The organism is Anaerosoma tenue (assembly GCF_023161965.1).
Lineage (GTDB): Bacteria > Actinomycetota > Coriobacteriia > Anaerosomatales > Anaerosomataceae > Anaerosoma > Anaerosoma tenue.
This window is the reverse complement of the sequence record NZ_JALNTY010000001.1, coordinates 895,396-910,048: the sequence shown is the minus strand read 5'-3', so window position 1 is coordinate 910,048 and position 14,653 is coordinate 895,396. Positions and strand designations below refer to the sequence as shown.

Here is a 14,653-nt window from a genome sequence, read left to right as displayed (position 1 = left end):
GCTACGCGGGCAGCACTCCGAGCTCCCGCCCCACCTTGGCGAACGCCTCGAGCACCCGCTCCATCTGCGCGTCTGTGTGCGTTGCCATGTAGCTCGTGCGCAGCAGCGCGCGCCCCTGGGGCACCGCCGGCGGACGCACCGGGTTCACGAAAACGCCCTCGCCCAGCAGCCGGCGCCAGAACTCGAACACGAGCATCTCGTCGCCGAGGATGATCGGGATGACCGGCGTCTCGCTCGTGCCGGTGTTGAAGCCCAGCTCGCGATACCCGGCCTGCATCCGGTCTACGACCTTCCAGAGCCGCTCGCGGTGTTGCGGCTCGCTCTCCATCACGTCGAGCGCACCGAGGCATGCGCCCACGCTGGGGGGCGCCATGGCCGCCGAGAAGATGAACGGCCGCGAGTTGTGCTTGATGAAGTCGATCACGAGCTCGTCGCCGGCGATGAAGCCGCCGAGCGAGGCGAAGCTCTTGGAGAACGTCCCCATGATCAGGTCCACGTCGTCCGTCACGCCGAAGTGGGCCGCGGTGCCGTTGCCCTGCGGCCCGAGCACACCCGACGCGTGCGCGTCGTCGACCATGATCCGAGCGCCATATTCGCGCAGCACCGGCAGCATCTCGGGCAGGGGCGCGATGTCGCCCTCCATCGAGAACACGCCGTCCACCACCACGAGGGCGCCGCCGTTGCCGTTGGCGTTGCGCGAGGCGCGGTCGAGAGCGGCCCGGAGGCCGTCGACGCTGTTGTGGTCGAAGCGCTCCACTTTGGCGTAGCTGAGCTTGCAGCCGTCGTAGATGCTGGCGTGGTCGTCCTTGTCGATCACCACGGTGTCGTGCCGGCCCGCGATCGCCGAGATCGTGCCGATGTTGGCGCCAAAGCCGGTGGAGAACACGAGCGCGCGCTCCTTGCCCACGAACCGCGCCAGCCGCTCCTCCAGCTCCTCGTGGATGTCGAGGTTGCCGTTGAGCAGGCGCGATCCCGTGCATGAGGTGCCGTATGCGGCGAGCGCCTCGGCGGCCCGCTCGCGCACGTGCGGGTGCGTGGTGAGGCCGAGGTAGTTGTTGGAGCCGAGCATCACCAGTTCCTGGCCGTCGATGAAGACGCTGGAGTCCGACTCCGACTCGATCACCTGGAAATACGGGTAGTAGCCCGACGCCCGCGCCGCCCGCGCCTCGGTGAAGTCGGTAGTCTTCTGGAAGATGTCCATGTGAGCCTTTCGTGCGGGTATGTGCCCCCCGGCAGAGCGCCGTCGCACCATTGTAACGGTTTGTGCGAGCGCCGATGTCGCCGGTCGTCGGCTCACCGGCGCGCCCGAACGGTCCGCACTTCTCAGGCCTCGGCGAGAGGTCTATGATGGCCGGGACAACCGAAGACGGCGTAGGTGCCCGGGAGACCGGGAGAATAGGGAAGCCGGTGCAAGTCCGGCGCGGACCCGCCACTGTGAGAGGCGAACGAGCCTCGAGCCAGGAGACCTGCCTACACCGTGCGACGCGGCCTTCGTGGTACGAGGCATGATCGCAGCGCTCGAGCCAGCGCTTCGAGACCGAGACCTCGGACACGGAGACCCCGCCATCAGGCGAGGGTCTTCTTCGTGTCCGGGGCGCGTCAGTACTTCGGCCGAAGTGCAGGCTTGAGACGCAAGGAGGAACGATGGCACGAACGGTCCGAACCGGTATCGCTGTATGGACCGCACTGCTCCTGGTGGCGCTCACCGCGCTCACCGGCTGCAGCGGCGGCGCGGAGCCGGAAGAGGCGGCCTCTCCCGGGGCCGCATTCCCCGTGACGGTGACCGACGACGTGGGACGTGAGGTGACGATCGCGGCGCGACCAGCGCGCATCGTGAGCCTGGCGCCCGCCAACACCGAGATCGTGGCCGAGTTGGGCGCGCTCGACCGGTTGGTGGGAGTCACCACGTACTGCGACTATCCCGCTGAGGTGGCCGACATCGAGAAGGTGGGCGACTTCATCGGCCCCAATCTCGAGGCGATCGCGGCGCTCGATCCCGATGTGGTGCTCCTGACCACCGGGGTGCAGGCCGAGGTGGTGGGGCAGCTCGAGGCGCTGGGCGCGTCGGTGGTGGTGATCGACCCGCAGGACATCGACGGCGTGTGCCGCGCGATCGAGACCGTGGGCGAGGTGATCGGCGAGTCTGAGGCGGCGGCGGACACCGTGGCTTCCATCGAATTGCAGGTGGAGGACATTGGCGAGCGGGTAGAGGGCGCACCGGTGCGGTGCTTCCTGGAGATCGCGCAGGACCCGCTCTTCACGGTGGGCTCAGGGACGCTGCTGAACGACCTGATCGAGCACGCCGGCGGCGAGAACGTGGTCACCGAGGAGGGCTACGTGGCGTACTCGGTGGAGCAACTCGTGCAGGCCGACCCCGACGTCTACCTCGCCACGCTCGGCTCGATGAGCGACCCGAGCGACATCGAGGGCCGTCCCGGGTTCGACGCCATCAGTGCGGTGGCATCAGGCAGGGTCTACGTGCTCGATGACAACCTGGTGAGCCGACCCGGTCCGCGTATAGCCGAGGGACTCCGCCTGATCGCCGAGGCGCTCCATCCCGAAGCGTTCGACGAGTAGCCGATGACGCCCGTCCCCGGCAGATCGCGTACCGCAGCCGTCATCACGGGGCTCGCCGTGGTGCTCGCGCTCGCCATCATCGCGGGCGTGGGGTTCGGCGCGGTGCCGATCTCGCCGGGGGAGGTCGTCGGGGCGGTGGGGCGCGCAATCGCGGGCGAGGGGAGCGCGCTTTCCGACGCCGTGGTGATGGAGTTGCGGCTGCCGCGAGTCCTCCTGGCCGCGCTCGTGGGCGCCGCGCTGGCGCTGGCGGGCGTGCTCTACCAGGCGCTCTTCCGCAACCCGCTCGCCGACCCGTACATCCTCGGCGTGTCGTCGGGGGCGGGGCTTGGCGCCACGCTCGCGATGTACGCGCTCGGCTCGAGCTACGCGCTGCGCGCTATCGGCGTACCGGCAGGAGCGTTCGTGGGGGCGGGGCTCACGATGCTGCTTGTCGTGCGGCTCGCTTCGCGCCGTGGTCGTATCGACCCAACGTCGCTGCTGCTCGCCGGCATGGCGGTCTCCTACATCCTCTCGGCGCTCACCTCGTTCGTGCTGGTGTCGGATCGCGAGTCGATGACGAGCGTCGTCTTCTGGATGATGGGCGGACTGCAGAACCGCTCGTGGGAGCACGTGGGCACGCTCACGGTGATGCTCGCGATCGGCTCGGTGGTCCCCGCGCTCTACCATCGCGAGCTCGACCTCATGCTCCTCGGCGACGAGCGTGCGGGGCAGCTGGGCGTGTCGGTGGAGCGGTTCAAGATGGTGGTGCTGGCATCGGCCTCGCTCGTCGTGGCAGGCGCCGTGTCGGTCTCGGGTCTCATCGGCTTCGTGGGCCTCATGACGCCGCATATGGTGCGACTCGCGCTCGGTCCCCGGCACCGGTTGCTGCTGCCCGCCTCGGTGCTCGCAGGGGCGATCGTGCTCGTGGTGGCCGACCTCCTGGCGCGCATCGTCCTTGCGCCCGTGGAGATCCCCGTAGGCATCGTCACGGCGCTCGCCGGCGGCCCGTTCTTCCTGTGGATCCTGCTTCGCAAAGAGCGTGCGCGATGAGCGGCCACGCGCTCGAGTTCCGCGATGCGTCAGTGGGATACGGGGAGCGCGCCGTGGTGACGGGCGCCTCGTTCGCGGTGGCCCCCGGCGAGTTCGTGGGGCTCGTGGGCCCCAACGGGGCGGGGAAGTCCACGTTGCTGCGCGCCGTCACGGGCAACGCCACGGTCACCGCGGGCGACATCACGTGGGATGGTGTCTCCCTCGTGCGTATGGCCGAGCGGGAGCGGGCGCGACTGGTGGGCGTGGTGCCGCAGACGCAGGCCGCGTCCTTCGCGTTCACAGCGCGCGCGTATGTGGAGATGGGACGCCACGCGCACCTCGGGAGGCTGGCGGATCCGGGTCCGGCTGACAGTGCGATCGTGGACGACGTGATGGCACGCACCGACACCGCCCGTCTGGCCGATGAGGCCGCCGATGAGCTCTCGGGCGGCGACCTGCAGCGGCTCACGCTCGCGCAGGCGCTCGCGCAGCAGCCGCGCGTGCTGCTGCTCGACGAGCCCACGAGCCACCTCGACCTCAACCACGCGCTCCAGGTGCTCGAGCTGGTGCGCTCGCTCACCGATGACGGCATGGCGGTCCTCGGCGTGTTCCACGACCTCGGCCTGGCTGCGCGTTATGCGGACCGCATAAGCATCGTGGCGGACGGAGGGGTCACCTCTCCGGCGCCCCCGGCCGAAGCGCTTGATGCGCAAGTGGTCTCCGATGTCTTCGGCGTGAGGGCCGTGGTGCGCACCGATCCTGTCACGGGGAGCGTGGCGGTGACCCCGGTGGTGCGTGGCGCCGACCTCGCTCCGGCTGTGGCCGGGCCCCCGGTGGGTCTCGTCTGCGGCTCCGGGACGGGTGCGGGCATCATGCGGCAGCTCGCGCTCGCCGGCCATCCGCTGTACGCGGGCGCGCTCAACCAGGGCGACGTGGATCAGGCCGTGGCCGAGGCCGTGGGCGCGGTGATCGAGCTGCTGCCCGCGTTCGGGCAGATCGGCGAAGCGGAGTCGATCCGTGTCCGCGAGGGCTACGGCCGCTGTGCGTGCGTCGTGGTCTGTCCAACACCCTTCGGCGGCGCCAACCTGCCCAATCTGGACGCGGCGGTCGCGAGCGGGCGGCCGCTCGTGCTGGTGGGCGGGATGGACGGCGGCCGCGACTTCACCGGCGGCGTGGCGACCCGTCTCTGGGAGACGGCGCTCGCGCATGGGGCGGTGCGGGTAGACACAGAAGCAGAGGCGGCGGGCGCTGTGGAGCGCCTCATACGGACGGAGGCGTGATGGCAGCGCTCGAGCGCGGGCTGATACAGGTCTACACAGGAGACGCCAAGGGCAAGACGACCGCATCGGTGGGGCTTGCCGTCCGGGCGGCGGGTGCGGGGCTGCGCGTGGCGTTCGTGCAGTTCGTCAAGGGCGGCGACCGTTCGAGCGAGCTTGGCGTGCTGGAGCGTATGGGCGTGCGCGTGGAGCGTCCTGCCGAGCGCCCCACCGGTCTCCTCGGCGATGGCATCCATGACGATGACCGTGCCGCTGCGGCCGAGGCGTGGTCGATCGCCAAAGACGCCCTCTCCGGCGACCGGTACGACCTCGTGGTGCTGGATGAGATCAACGTGGCGATGCGATACGGCCTCGTGGAGACCGACGACGTGCTCGCGGTGCTCGATGCACGCTATCCCACGGTGGAAGTGGTGCTCACGGGGCGGGGAGCCCCGGAGCCCGTCATCGAGCGAGCGGACCTCGTGACGGAGATGACGCTGGTGAAGCATCCGTTCGATCAGGGCGTGGCGGCTCGCAAGGGGATCGAGTTCTAGAGCGAGCAGCCCGCGATCTGCCCCCGGCACACAATCTCGAGCGCCGTCTGCGACTGGCTGCGGAGCGTGCGCGCAAGAGCCGTCTGGGCCGCCTGCGGGGAGTTGTTCTGCTCCGAGATGTGCATCGCGAAGACCTGCGAGAGCCCGCGCCATGCAGCGGCCCTGAGGGCGTCCGCGGCGGCGTCGTTGGAGAGGTGGCCGGTGCCTCCCGCGATCCGCCGTTTGAGGAACGGTGGATACGGCCCGGTGTCGAGCATCAGGCGGTCGTGGTTGGCCTCGATGCCGATCACATGAGCGCCTGCGAGAACCTCGGCGGCCTCGGCGGTGATCACGCCCGTATCGGTGGTGACCACCACACGATGCCCCCGTCTGCTCTCGAAGCCGTACCCGCATGGGTCTGCGGCGTCGTGAGCGCTCGGAAACACCGTGATCTTCATGCCGGCCAGGGAGAACCGGTCGCGACGGTCTATCGTCACGGTCTCCGGCACGTCGGCAAGCGAGCTCGCGATCGCCTGGAGCGTGCCGGCAGTGCCGTAGACGGGTACGCCGAGCTTGCGTGCGAGCACCCGGACGCCGCGCACGTGGTCGGAGTGCTCGTGGGTGAGCACGATCGCCTCGATGCGCGCGTCGGCGCCGCCCGCCACGGTGAGGCGGCGCAGCGTCTCCCGGGCCGAGATGCCCGCATCCAGGAGTATGGCCCGTCCGCCCGACTCGACGAGGGCCGCATTGCCGGACGAACCGGAGGCGAGAATGGTCAGGCGCACCGGTGCGCCTCGATGGTGATGTGCTTGGACATGCGAGGGATTGTACCGCGTCCGCCTGACATGTGGTGTGGCTCTCCGGCCCGCTGGGGGAATACACTCGCAACACGGACATCCACACGTCCGTTCGGTCCGCGCGGGGTGCGCGGCGCCGGCACCCGGAACGACGAGGAGCGCGTGATGGCGAACGATCGGTGGTCGCTCAGGAACATCTACCTGTATCTGGTTTGCCTGATCACGCTCATCATGGTGATCGTGGGCGCGGCAACGGCGGTGCGGAGCATCGTTGACATGATCTATCCGGACCCGGGCTACTACATGGAGCGGCCTGTGGACGAGGAGGGCGACCCGCTCTACAGCGACGAGGAGTGGGAGAGCCAGCAGAAGACCCAGGAGGACTCGGCCAGGCGATATGCGGTGATTTCGCTCGTCGGCAGCCTGTCGTACGTCTTCATCGCGGGCCCCATCTACGTCTACCACTGGCGCAAGATCGAGCTGGAGAAGCCCCGGTCCACAGAGCCTGCCGCCCCCGGCGCGGCGTGAGAGGGTGGTTGCCGTGTCAGACGCCCGGTGGTCGCTGAGGAACATCTATCTGTACGTCGTATGCCTGATCACGCTCATCATGGTGATCGTCGGGGCCGCCGGCGTGGTCCGCACCGCCGTCGAGCTTGCGTATCCCGACCCGGGGGCGTACTTCGACCCCTATGCGCCGGTGAAGGTCGGCGGGGAGATGACCGAGGCGGACATCGAGGAGCAGCAGCGTCGCTGGCAGGCGCAGTCCACGCGCCAGGGAGTGCTCGACCTCGCCGGCAACATCGCGCTCGTGGTCATCGCAGGGCCTCTGTATCTCTACCATTGGCGCAAGATCGAGATGGAGAAGGACGAACCGCCTGTCAGCACGTTCACGAACTGACAAGCCGACCCACGCAAGGAGGCAGCCGTGTCCGTCATGTTGTATGCGCTTTCCACCTGCCCGTACTGCCGGATGACGAAGAAGTACCTCGATGACAACGAGGTCGAGTACGACGCCATCGACGTCGACCTGCTCGAGGGCGATGAGCGGACGACCGTGGTGGCCGAGGTGAAGCGGCTGTCGGGTGGCACCTCGTTCCCGGTGCTGCTGGTCGGCGACGAGGTGATCGTGGGCTTCAACAAGGCGGCGATGAAGAAGCAGCTGGACCTGTGAGCGGGGAAGACGACCGTCCGGTGCGCCGACGCTTCGCGCCCGGGACCTCGGCGGAGGACCTCAAGGCGTACATGGGGCCGTATGCGGCATCGCTCGGCTACGTGTTCAACCCCGATGTCGAGTTCGTGGATGCCGTGCTCTCATCGGAACTCGAGATCCTCGAGGAGACCGGCGATGTGTACTGCCCGTGCCGCATGCGCACCGGCAACCCCAAGGAGGATGCGCGCATCGTCTGCCCCTGCATCGTGTTCCACGCGGTGCGGTTCGCGGGTATGGGCAAGTGTTGGTGCGGGCTGTTCGTGCGGAGCGACGTGGAGGACCCCGATGCGCTGCTCGGCGTGATCGAGGAGCCCGAGCCCGGCACGCCCGTGGAGGTGCCCGTCTGCCGGGTGGCCGATATCCCGTCCGGCTCCATGAAGCTGGTGAAGATCGGCACCACCGACATAGCGGTCGCCCGCGTGGGTGACGAGTTCTTCGCGCTCTCCAATGTATGCCTTCACGCGTTCGGGCCGCTTTCCGGCGGCACGCTCGACGGCTACGAGGTGATGTGCCCATGGCATGGTTGGCGGTACGACGTCCGAACGGGGCACACGGACCATCCTGATGCCGATGTACGGACGTATCCGGTCGTCGCTCGGGACGGCCTTGTGTTCGTGGTGATGGCCGCGTAGCCGCAGGGACTTCGAGCGAACGTTACGGTATCCTGCAGGAGCACGGACGTCAGCGCCGAACAGGTACTGGCAGCGGGGCTGCACCTAACAGGGGGAACATGGTCACCAGCGCGAGCCGCTTCCGCACGCCCGTTGTACGGGCGTGCGCCATAGTCACTGTCGCCCTGGGCCTCTTGGCGACGTGCGGTCCGCACGCGCACGCCTATCGCGAGCCCAACGACATCACAGGTGACGGGTACTCATGCTGGACGTGCCATGACGATTTCGATCCTCTTCCGACCATCGATCCGTCCGCGGGCGATTGCACCGAGTGTCACGGCGCCGATGGCTCGCTGGGCTACTCGTTCGCCGAGAAGGCTGGACCCCATCAGGGCTACACGACGACCACGAGCAAGTGTCAGAACTGCCACACGGTCCACAAGTCGCCCGCCAACGCTGTCCTGCTGCTCCCTGCCGCGACCATCAAGGCGACATGCGAGACCTGCCACGATGGAACGGGCGGCTGGGGAGTGTACGGCACAGTGGCGGCGCGAACGGGGGCGGCTTCCGGCGGAGGGCATCGCATCGACGTCACGAACGTGGTGCCCGGCGGGGATCCGATCTCTGGCGGTAGCGACGACACACGGGTGTTCAGCGGCGCGAGCGGTTTCCTCGTCTGCACCGACTGCCACAGCCCTCACGGCGCCGATGTGGTGGCGCCGTTCACGGGAGAGCGCGTGAGGGTCCGCGCCGCCAACCGGGACGATGCTCCGCTCGACGAACCCGTTTACCATCTCTCCAACCCCACCTCGACGAAGCTGTTGCGTCGTTCACCAGGCGGCGCTACGGGATCCGTTGCAGAGTACGGCAGCGAGTGGTGTCTTGCGTGCCATGCAGGTCGCGGATCCGATGGGCCGGTGCATAACCATCCGGTGGAGACCACGTATGTCTATGACGCGCTCCCGGTGCTCGACGCCGTGGACGTGCTGACGTCGAACACCGTGATCGACGGACTCGGCAGGACGACGTCGGTCGCGCCATCACTGCACGGGAGCGCCGTGTTCGACCTCGGCAACCGGGGCTATCTGATGCCGTATCCACGCACCACCGGGGACGGCGGTCAGGACGGTCACTACCCCATCTGCCAGCAGTGTCACGAGGACAGCCGTTACGTAGGGGACCTTGCAGCCGACGGCTCTGCGCGGGCCGAGCCGTTCGTTGTGGAGTATGGCGATGGTGTCGTGTGGGACTGGACACTCTCGGAGTGGACGACCGCGACCGCGGACAACCCGATGTTCCAGAACTTCCCGCACGAGACCGAGAACCGCCGGATGCTCGTTGAGGAGTACGACGATCTCTGCCTCAACTGCCATCCGATGTCGCAGCTGCCGTAGCCCGCGACCTCCGCGTGAGGCCCTACTCCGTCTTCTCCTTGAACAGCTCCGCGATCCCGCCGATCGAGCCCATGATCCCGGAGACCTCCATCGGCAGGAACACCTTGTTGGCGGGTCCGTCGGCGATGGCCTTGAGCGCCTCCAGGTAGCGGATGGCGATGAGGTCGTTGCTGGGGTCGCCCTCGTGGATGGCGCCGAACACGCTCTTGATGGCGAGCGCTTCGCCCTCGGCCACCGTGAGCTTCTGGAACTTGTCGGCCTCCGCCACGCGCTTGATCGCTTCCGCCTGGCCCTCGGCCTCGAGGATCGCCGACTGCTTGGAGCCCTCGGCACGGGTGATCGCGGCCTGCTTGTCTCCGTCGGCCTCGAGGATGACGGCACGGCGGGTGCGCTCGGCCTTCATCTGACGGTGCATCGCTTCGGTCACGTCCACCGGCGGCTCGATGCGCTGCAGCTCCACTCGCACGATACGCACGCCCCACTTGTCGGTGGCGTCGTCGAGGATCTGCCGCAGGGCGGCGTTGATCTGCTCGCGGCTGGTGAGCGACTCGTCCAGCTGCATCTCGCCGATCACGTTACGCAGGTTGGTCTGGGCGAGCTTGGTGGCCGCGAGGTAGAAGTTCGCCACGTTGTAGACGAGCTTCACCGGGTCGGTGGCCTCGTAGTAGACCACGGCGTCCACGGTCACCACGACGTTGTCCTTGGTGATGACCTCCTGCGGCGGCACGTCGACGACGTTCTCGCGCATATCCACCTTGGTCATCTTGTCGATGACCGGCACGATGATGGTGAGACCCGAGTCGGCTGTGCGCTGGTACTTGCCGAGCCGCTCGATCAGGCCCTTCTCGTACGGGCGCACTATGCGGATACCGGCGATCGCCCAGATGAACAGGACCGATAGGACGATCAGGCCGAAGAAGATGACGAATGCGATCGCGCCTTCCATGGCTACTCCTTTGTCTCGGCGATCTCGTGTGCCGCTCGTACGATCAGGTGCGTTCCGGAGACGCGCTCCACAGCGACATGCGCGCCCACTGCGAGGCTCTGGCCCCCGGCCGAGTCGGCCCGCCACTCTTCGCGCTCGATGCGCACGCGGCCGGTGCCGTCACCAGGCTCGATCGTCTCGATGACGACGCCCTCCTTGCCGATGAGCCGGTCGACACCGACCTTCTCGGGAGGTTCGTGCGTGATCTTGTCGGCGAAGCGCCGCAGACTGAGCAGGAGCACGGCGGACAGGGCGAGGAAGACGCCCCATTGCCAGCCGATCGAGGCACCCACGAGCGCCAGGACCGCGGCAGCGGCCGCGCCCAGTCCGAACGGCAGCAGGAAGAACCCGGCGGTGAAGATCTCGCCCACGATCAATACGGCCGCAAGCGCGGCCCAGATCCAGAACCACACGTCCATGCGACTCCTCCTTGTCAGAGGTACTTACACAAGAGTACCCGAGAGAGCACAAGAACGAACCGCCCGCAGGCTGGCCGCAGGCGGTTCGTCATGCGCGTTCGCGCTGGTCCTAGTTGGCGGTCTCGGTCACATCGTCGCCGAGAGGGGAGAGGCCGCGCGACGTGGCCACCTGCTCCAGCGGGACCATGATGACCTCTTCGACCTCTGGGACGGCGATCACGGTGGTCTGCTTCTCGAACGTCACCGGGATGTACCCGTTGCACTTCTTGCAGGTGTGGAGCCGGTGTCCGGGGTCGTGCTCGTCGTAGAGATACTCGAGGTTGGCCTGCTCACGATGGCCGCATCGCGCACAGCGCACGCGGGCGTACTCCCACTGCGTGCGGCAGGTGGGGCAGCTCAGCCACCTGCGGCCACCCTGCAGCTCGCCCTCATCGCGGACCACGCCTGAGGCAGCGGGAGTGCCGCATACGGGACACAGTCCGGAGTCGTATTGGAGCCAGTCGAAGTCGCCGGCGGCCTTCACCGCATCGGCGGCGGGCTGACGCAAGAACGGCGTGGCCGCCTCGGACAGGACGAAGAACACCAGCGGTTCGGTAAGGCGGTCGTCATCAACCTCGGCCATCACAGCGCTCACGAAGGCGTCGAAGCCGGAGAGCATCGCATCGAGGCCCTCCTCGGAGATGGCGTCCGCGAGATCCGCCTCTACGAGGCCCGCGCTCTGCTCCTCCGGGAGTCCGGCGCGCTCGGCCATCAGTCCCGCGATGCGCCGCACTGCGGCGCGATAGGGCTCGAGCGGGATCGTGGGTGGAACGAGTGAGAAGAGCGTGCGCGTCTTGCGCAGCGCGCTGACGGTCTCCTCGGTGGAAGCTGGCGCGTACTCGACCGCGTCTGTGGCGATCTCGTCCTGGGCGGCCCACAGTGCTTCGAAGAATCCGAGTTGCTGCTCGAAGTCGGGTCGTGCGGCGACGTAGTGCTCGATCGCCTTACTGCGTGCGGCGTTGGTCATAGTACCTCCAATGGCTTCTGTTGGGTCCCTTACCCTGGCCGGTACCACCCTGGTGAAGCCGAGTCGCATGTGCCGGATGCGGGTCCAGGGGGTTACAATGAGAAACAGGCCAACCGGGCCATTTTACACCTTGGCAGGGGGTGATGGGGCATGAGGGCGAAGTCGGTCGTTCTCATCGTCGCCGTTGCTGTGACCGCCGTACTGGCGATCGGTGGTTGCAGCGCGGGAGAGAGCGGATCTGGCAGTGCCGACAACGGCGATGTCGGCGAGCAGAACGGGCTGGAAGTGGGCACGGTGGCGCCCGACTTCCGTCTCAAGAACCAGGAGCAGTCCACCGTCGCGCTGTCTGACTACAAGGGCGTGAAGAACGTGATCCTCGTGTTCTATCCCGCCGATTTCACTCCTGTTTGAGAAGGGGAGCTGTCCGGGTACCGTGACAACTACGAGTACTTCCAGGAGCGCGACACAGAGGTCTTCGGCATCAGCGCTGACGGATGGGCCTCGCACGCCGAGTTCCGTAAGCAATTGGAGCTCCCGTTCGATCTCCTGTCCGACTGGGACAGGACGGTCATGCCGGCATACGGAGCGTTCAGTCCCCGAACCAAGATCGCGAATCGCTGGAGCTTCCTGATCGACAAGGAGGGTGTGGTGCGTTTCACGCAGCACACAGGGCTCAACGAGCCGCGTGACGTGGAGGCGATGAAGGTCGAGGTCGACGACCTGTACCAAGAGCAGTCGGGCCAGTAGCCAGGGCCGGAGAAGGAATGGTAAGGGGACGCCGCGCGCTGCGCGGCACGATGGGAGGGTGTCATGAGGCGATCGGTAATCGTTGTGCTGGCGTTGGCCCTGTCCGCGATGCTGGTGCTCGGACTCGCCGGGTGTGACGGGTCGGGGACCGAGGCGGAGGAGAAGGCGCCGCTGCACTTCATCCAGTTCTTCGACCCGGACTGTCCGTTCTGCCAGGCCATGGAGCCCACGGTGGACAGTCTGCGCGAGGAGTATGAGCCCCAGATCCAGGAGTTCGAGATCGTGGACGTCTCCACGCCCGAAGGCCTTGCGAAGGCCGATGAGTTCGGCGTGTTCATCACTCCGACGTTCGTGTTGCTCGATGGTGAGGGCAACGAGCTCGACCGCGTTGCAGGGGCGGCCACCGAGGAGAACATGGTGACCTTCATCGAGCGTGGCATCGCCGATGTCACCGGTGAATCGGCAGGTCCCCGCGAGGAGATTCCCACGACGGGCGGCACCGAGGCCGAGTAGCACGCGTATCGCTCCCCGAAGGGGGGCGTAGGGAGAGGGCCGGATCCCCGTCGGGATCCGGCCCTCTCGTCGTGCTGGGCGAACGTTGTGGAGGGTTACTCCACGATCACATTGTCGCCCTTCTTGAGCTCGTCCTTGGCCCAGTGGCCCCAGTGGTACAGAGCATCCGACTCGGTCACGCGACCGTTGCCGAACATCAGCTTGCCGGAACCCTTGTACGGCTGGAAGATGCCAGCGCCCAGGTAGATGTGCGCGAGCATGATGACCCCGATGAGGATCATGAGGCCGGAGTGCAGCACGAGGCTCCACTGGAACAGCCCGCTGGTGGGGCCGCCGAAGAACTCCGGCCACCACAGCACCACACCGGTGAGGGAGATGAAGACGGAGGCGAAGATCAGCACGCCGTCGACAGCACCCTGACCCGACTTGTTGATCTTCTGCGGCGGCATGTGCTGCTTCGCGCCGAAGAGCAAGTACGGGAAGAACTTCTTCATGAACTCCTTGTCGTCAGCATCCCACTTGAAGAACAGGCTGTTCCACAGGTGGACGAAGCCCTTGGGGCTGATGATCATGGACACGATCGGAGCCACGATGAAGATCACAGCCATCACGCGATGGACCATGCGCGCGCCCTGGACCGTAGCCGTGCCAACGGCCGCCGCCACGGACGGAATGAAGAGGATCAGTCCGGTCGCGAACAGCGACAAGCAGGCGATGGTGTGGATCCAGTGAAGGCCGCGTGCGAACGCGCTATGCCTTTGGATGTACCTCACTATTCCACCTCCTTGACGGACACGGTGTCGGTCGCCTCATCGTACGAGTACTCGCCGCGATCGTAGTCGCGTGCCATGAAGTACGAGAAGCCGAGACCGAGAACGGTCGCGCCAGCGCCGATGGCGCCGAGCGGCTTAAGGAACTGCCAGAAGTCGGTGAGACCGATCTTCGGGTCGCGGATGAGGCCGTGGGCCTCGAGACCCCGGTGAGCCACCACGATGGTGTGGAGGCCGCCGAGCTCGTCCTCGCCGTAGATCTCAGCCTTGTCGAATCCAGCTGCCTTGAGTTCGCTCACACGCTCCCTGGCCAGACCGAGCATCTCCGCACGATCGCCGAACTGCAGGGCGTCGGTGGGGCAGGTGCTCACGCATGCGGGCGCGCGTCCGGCCGAGGTGCGGTCGAAGCACTGCCAGCACTTGAAGGTCTTGTTCTTGGCCTCGTCCCAGCGCGGGACATCGAACGGGCAGGACGCCACGCAGTAGCGACATCCGATGCACTTGTCCTGATCGATCACGACCGCGCCGTTGTCCTTGTGGGAGATGGCGCCCACGGGGCAGGCCATCTCACACGCGGCATCCGTGCAGTGGAAGCACGAGTTGCGCATGAAGTTCCAGTCGATCCCGATCTCTTTGTCTTCCTCGCTGAAGTTGATGATCAGCCAGGTGTTCGAACCGAGGTCTCTCGGAGCCTGGAAGCTCTCCGTGTACTCGAACAACTCACTCGACAGTGGAGAAGGAAGCTGGTTCCACTGCTTGCACGCCACCTGGCAACCCTTGCAGGCGGTGCACTTGGAGCTGTCGTACATGATTGCCGTCTCAGCCAT

At 66.9% G+C, this 14,653-nt stretch carries 18 protein-coding genes and 1 riboswitch; of the genes, 11 read left to right on the top strand and 7 right to left on the bottom strand.

Going from position 1 to position 14,653, the window contains the following annotated elements:
- Window position 1: 1 nt before the first annotated feature.
- The gene (locus MSB02_RS04480; RefSeq protein WP_267194001.1) at window positions 2-1,201 is read right to left on the bottom strand and encodes an aminotransferase class I/II-fold pyridoxal phosphate-dependent enzyme; all 1,200 of its coding nucleotides are present in this window, start codon (window positions 1,199-1,201) and stop codon (window positions 2-4) included.
- A 155-nt stretch (window positions 1,202-1,356) separates the two neighbouring features.
- Window positions 1,357-1,488: riboswitch (cobalamin riboswitch) on the top strand.
- 156 nt (window positions 1,489-1,644) lie between these two features.
- On the opposite strand from MSB02_RS04480, the gene MSB02_RS04475 reads away from it, so the two are divergent.
- Genes MSB02_RS04475 through cobO form a run of 4 tightly spaced genes read left to right on the top strand, consistent with a single transcriptional unit; the run spans window position 1,645 to window position 5,395 of the window.
- Window positions 1,645-2,577, top strand: a complete 933-nt coding sequence (locus MSB02_RS04475; protein ID WP_267194000.1) for an ABC transporter substrate-binding protein — start codon at window positions 1,645-1,647, stop codon at window positions 2,575-2,577.
- Between the two features lie 3 nt (window positions 2,578-2,580).
- A complete protein-coding gene (locus MSB02_RS04470) occupies window positions 2,581-3,606 on the top strand; it encodes a FecCD family ABC transporter permease (protein ID WP_267193999.1) in 1,026 nt (341 codons plus the stop codon).
- Window positions 3,603-4,865 (top strand): ABC transporter ATP-binding protein, encoded by a 1,263-nt coding sequence (locus MSB02_RS04465; RefSeq protein ID WP_267193998.1) that lies wholly within the window; start codon window positions 3,603-3,605, stop codon window positions 4,863-4,865. The genes MSB02_RS04470 and MSB02_RS04465 overlap by 4 nt, the downstream gene beginning before the upstream one ends.
- The gene (gene cobO / locus MSB02_RS04460) at window positions 4,865-5,395 is read left to right on the top strand and encodes a cob(I)yrinic acid a,c-diamide adenosyltransferase (RefSeq protein WP_267193997.1); all 531 of its coding nucleotides are present in this window, start codon (window positions 4,865-4,867) and stop codon (window positions 5,393-5,395) included. Before MSB02_RS04465 ends, cobO begins: the two co-directional genes overlap by 1 nt.
- On the opposite strand, the gene MSB02_RS04455 is transcribed toward cobO, so the two are convergent.
- Window positions 5,392-6,159, bottom strand: coding sequence for an MBL fold metallo-hydrolase (locus MSB02_RS04455; protein WP_267193996.1), 768 nt, complete (start codon window positions 6,157-6,159; stop codon window positions 5,392-5,394). The genes cobO and MSB02_RS04455 overlap by 4 nt on opposite strands.
- A 177-nt stretch (window positions 6,160-6,336) precedes the next feature.
- Here MSB02_RS04455 and MSB02_RS04450 point away from each other — a divergent pair, with 177 nt between their 5' ends.
- From MSB02_RS04450 to MSB02_RS04430, 5 genes are all read left to right on the top strand, one after another.
- Complete coding sequence (locus MSB02_RS04450; RefSeq protein ID WP_267193995.1) at window positions 6,337-6,699, top strand: hypothetical protein; 363 nt, start codon at window positions 6,337-6,339, stop codon at window positions 6,697-6,699.
- A 13-nt stretch (window positions 6,700-6,712) separates the two neighbouring features.
- Window positions 6,713-7,069 (top strand): hypothetical protein, encoded by a 357-nt coding sequence (locus tag MSB02_RS04445; RefSeq protein ID WP_267193994.1) that lies wholly within the window; start codon window positions 6,713-6,715, stop codon window positions 7,067-7,069.
- Window positions 7,070-7,105: 36 nt separating this feature from the next.
- A complete protein-coding gene (locus MSB02_RS04440; RefSeq protein WP_267194121.1) occupies window positions 7,106-7,342 on the top strand; it encodes a glutaredoxin family protein in 237 nt (78 codons plus the stop codon).
- The gene (locus MSB02_RS04435; RefSeq protein ID WP_267193993.1) at window positions 7,339-8,013 is read left to right on the top strand and encodes a Rieske 2Fe-2S domain-containing protein; all 675 of its coding nucleotides are present in this window, start codon (window positions 7,339-7,341) and stop codon (window positions 8,011-8,013) included. Before MSB02_RS04440 ends, MSB02_RS04435 begins: the two co-directional genes overlap by 4 nt.
- Before the next feature lie 98 nt (window positions 8,014-8,111).
- A complete protein-coding gene (locus tag MSB02_RS04430; protein WP_267193992.1) occupies window positions 8,112-9,386 on the top strand; it encodes a cytochrome c3 family protein in 1,275 nt (424 codons plus the stop codon).
- Between the two features lie 22 nt (window positions 9,387-9,408).
- Here the strand turns inward: MSB02_RS04430 and MSB02_RS04425 are convergent, their stop codons facing one another.
- From MSB02_RS04425 to MSB02_RS04415, 3 genes are all read right to left on the bottom strand, one after another.
- On the bottom strand, window positions 9,409-10,332 hold the full coding sequence (locus MSB02_RS04425; RefSeq protein ID WP_267193991.1) for an SPFH domain-containing protein: 924 nt from the start codon (window positions 10,330-10,332) through the stop codon (window positions 9,409-9,411).
- 2 nt (window positions 10,333-10,334) lie between these two features.
- Window positions 10,335-10,790: an NfeD family protein gene (locus MSB02_RS04420; RefSeq protein WP_267193990.1), complete on the bottom strand. Its 456-nt coding sequence runs from the start codon at window positions 10,788-10,790 to the stop codon at window positions 10,335-10,337.
- Window positions 10,791-10,899: 109 nt separating this feature from the next.
- A complete protein-coding gene (locus MSB02_RS04415) occupies window positions 10,900-11,796 on the bottom strand; it encodes a formate dehydrogenase accessory protein FdhE (protein ID WP_267193989.1) in 897 nt (298 codons plus the stop codon).
- A gap of 150 nt (window positions 11,797-11,946) precedes the next feature.
- Between MSB02_RS04415 and MSB02_RS04410 the strand changes: the two genes are divergently transcribed.
- Window positions 11,947-12,543, top strand: coding sequence for a redoxin domain-containing protein (locus MSB02_RS04410; protein WP_267193988.1), 597 nt, complete (start codon window positions 11,947-11,949; stop codon window positions 12,541-12,543).
- Window positions 12,544-12,606: 63 nt separating this feature from the next.
- Window positions 12,607-13,056, top strand: a complete 450-nt coding sequence (locus MSB02_RS04405; protein ID WP_267193987.1) for a thioredoxin family protein — start codon at window positions 12,607-12,609, stop codon at window positions 13,054-13,056.
- Between the two features lie 95 nt (window positions 13,057-13,151).
- Here MSB02_RS04405 and MSB02_RS04400 read toward each other — a convergent pair whose 3' ends face one another.
- Both MSB02_RS04400 and MSB02_RS04395 read right to left on the bottom strand, forming a co-directional pair.
- Window positions 13,152-13,829, bottom strand: a complete 678-nt coding sequence (locus tag MSB02_RS04400) for a cytochrome b/b6 domain-containing protein (protein WP_267193986.1) — start codon at window positions 13,827-13,829, stop codon at window positions 13,152-13,154.
- Window positions 13,829-14,653 carry a 4Fe-4S dicluster domain-containing protein gene (locus MSB02_RS04395; RefSeq protein WP_267193985.1) on the bottom strand — a complete coding sequence of 275 codons (825 nt, stop codon included), beginning with the start codon at window positions 14,651-14,653 and terminating at the stop codon, window positions 13,829-13,831. Before MSB02_RS04395 ends, MSB02_RS04400 begins: the two co-directional genes overlap by 1 nt.

Excerpts from the sequence above, each read along its gene's own strand:
- MSB02_RS04395 (WP_267193985.1), bottom strand. The coding sequence starts at position 14,653 with ATGGCTGAGACGGCAATCATGTACGACAGCTCCAAGTGCACCGCCTGC.
- MSB02_RS04415 (WP_267193989.1), bottom strand. The coding sequence starts at position 11,796 with ATGACCAACGCCGCACGCAGTAAGGCGATCGAGCACTACGTCGCCGCA.
- MSB02_RS04465 (WP_267193998.1), top strand. The coding sequence starts at position 3,603 with ATGAGCGGCCACGCGCTCGAGTTCCGCGATGCGTCAGTGGGATACGGG.
- MSB02_RS04440 (WP_267194121.1), top strand. The coding sequence starts at position 7,106 with ATGTTGTATGCGCTTTCCACCTGCCCGTACTGCCGGATGACGAAGAAG.
- MSB02_RS04480 (WP_267194001.1), bottom strand. The coding sequence starts at position 1,201 with ATGGACATCTTCCAGAAGACTACCGACTTCACCGAGGCGCGGGCGGCG.
- MSB02_RS04470 (WP_267193999.1), top strand. The coding sequence starts at position 2,581 with ATGACGCCCGTCCCCGGCAGATCGCGTACCGCAGCCGTCATCACGGGG.
- MSB02_RS04450 (WP_267193995.1), top strand. The coding sequence starts at position 6,337 with ATGGCGAACGATCGGTGGTCGCTCAGGAACATCTACCTGTATCTGGTT.
- MSB02_RS04420 (WP_267193990.1), bottom strand. The coding sequence starts at position 10,790 with ATGGACGTGTGGTTCTGGATCTGGGCCGCGCTTGCGGCCGTATTGATC.
- MSB02_RS04475 (WP_267194000.1), top strand. The coding sequence starts at position 1,645 with ATGGCACGAACGGTCCGAACCGGTATCGCTGTATGGACCGCACTGCTC.
- MSB02_RS04430 (WP_267193992.1), top strand. The coding sequence starts at position 8,112 with ATGGTCACCAGCGCGAGCCGCTTCCGCACGCCCGTTGTACGGGCGTGC.
- cobO (WP_267193997.1), top strand. The coding sequence starts at position 4,865 with ATGGCAGCGCTCGAGCGCGGGCTGATACAGGTCTACACAGGAGACGCC.
- MSB02_RS04425 (WP_267193991.1), bottom strand. The coding sequence starts at position 10,332 with ATGGAAGGCGCGATCGCATTCGTCATCTTCTTCGGCCTGATCGTCCTA.
- MSB02_RS04405 (WP_267193987.1), top strand. The coding sequence starts at position 12,607 with ATGAGGCGATCGGTAATCGTTGTGCTGGCGTTGGCCCTGTCCGCGATG.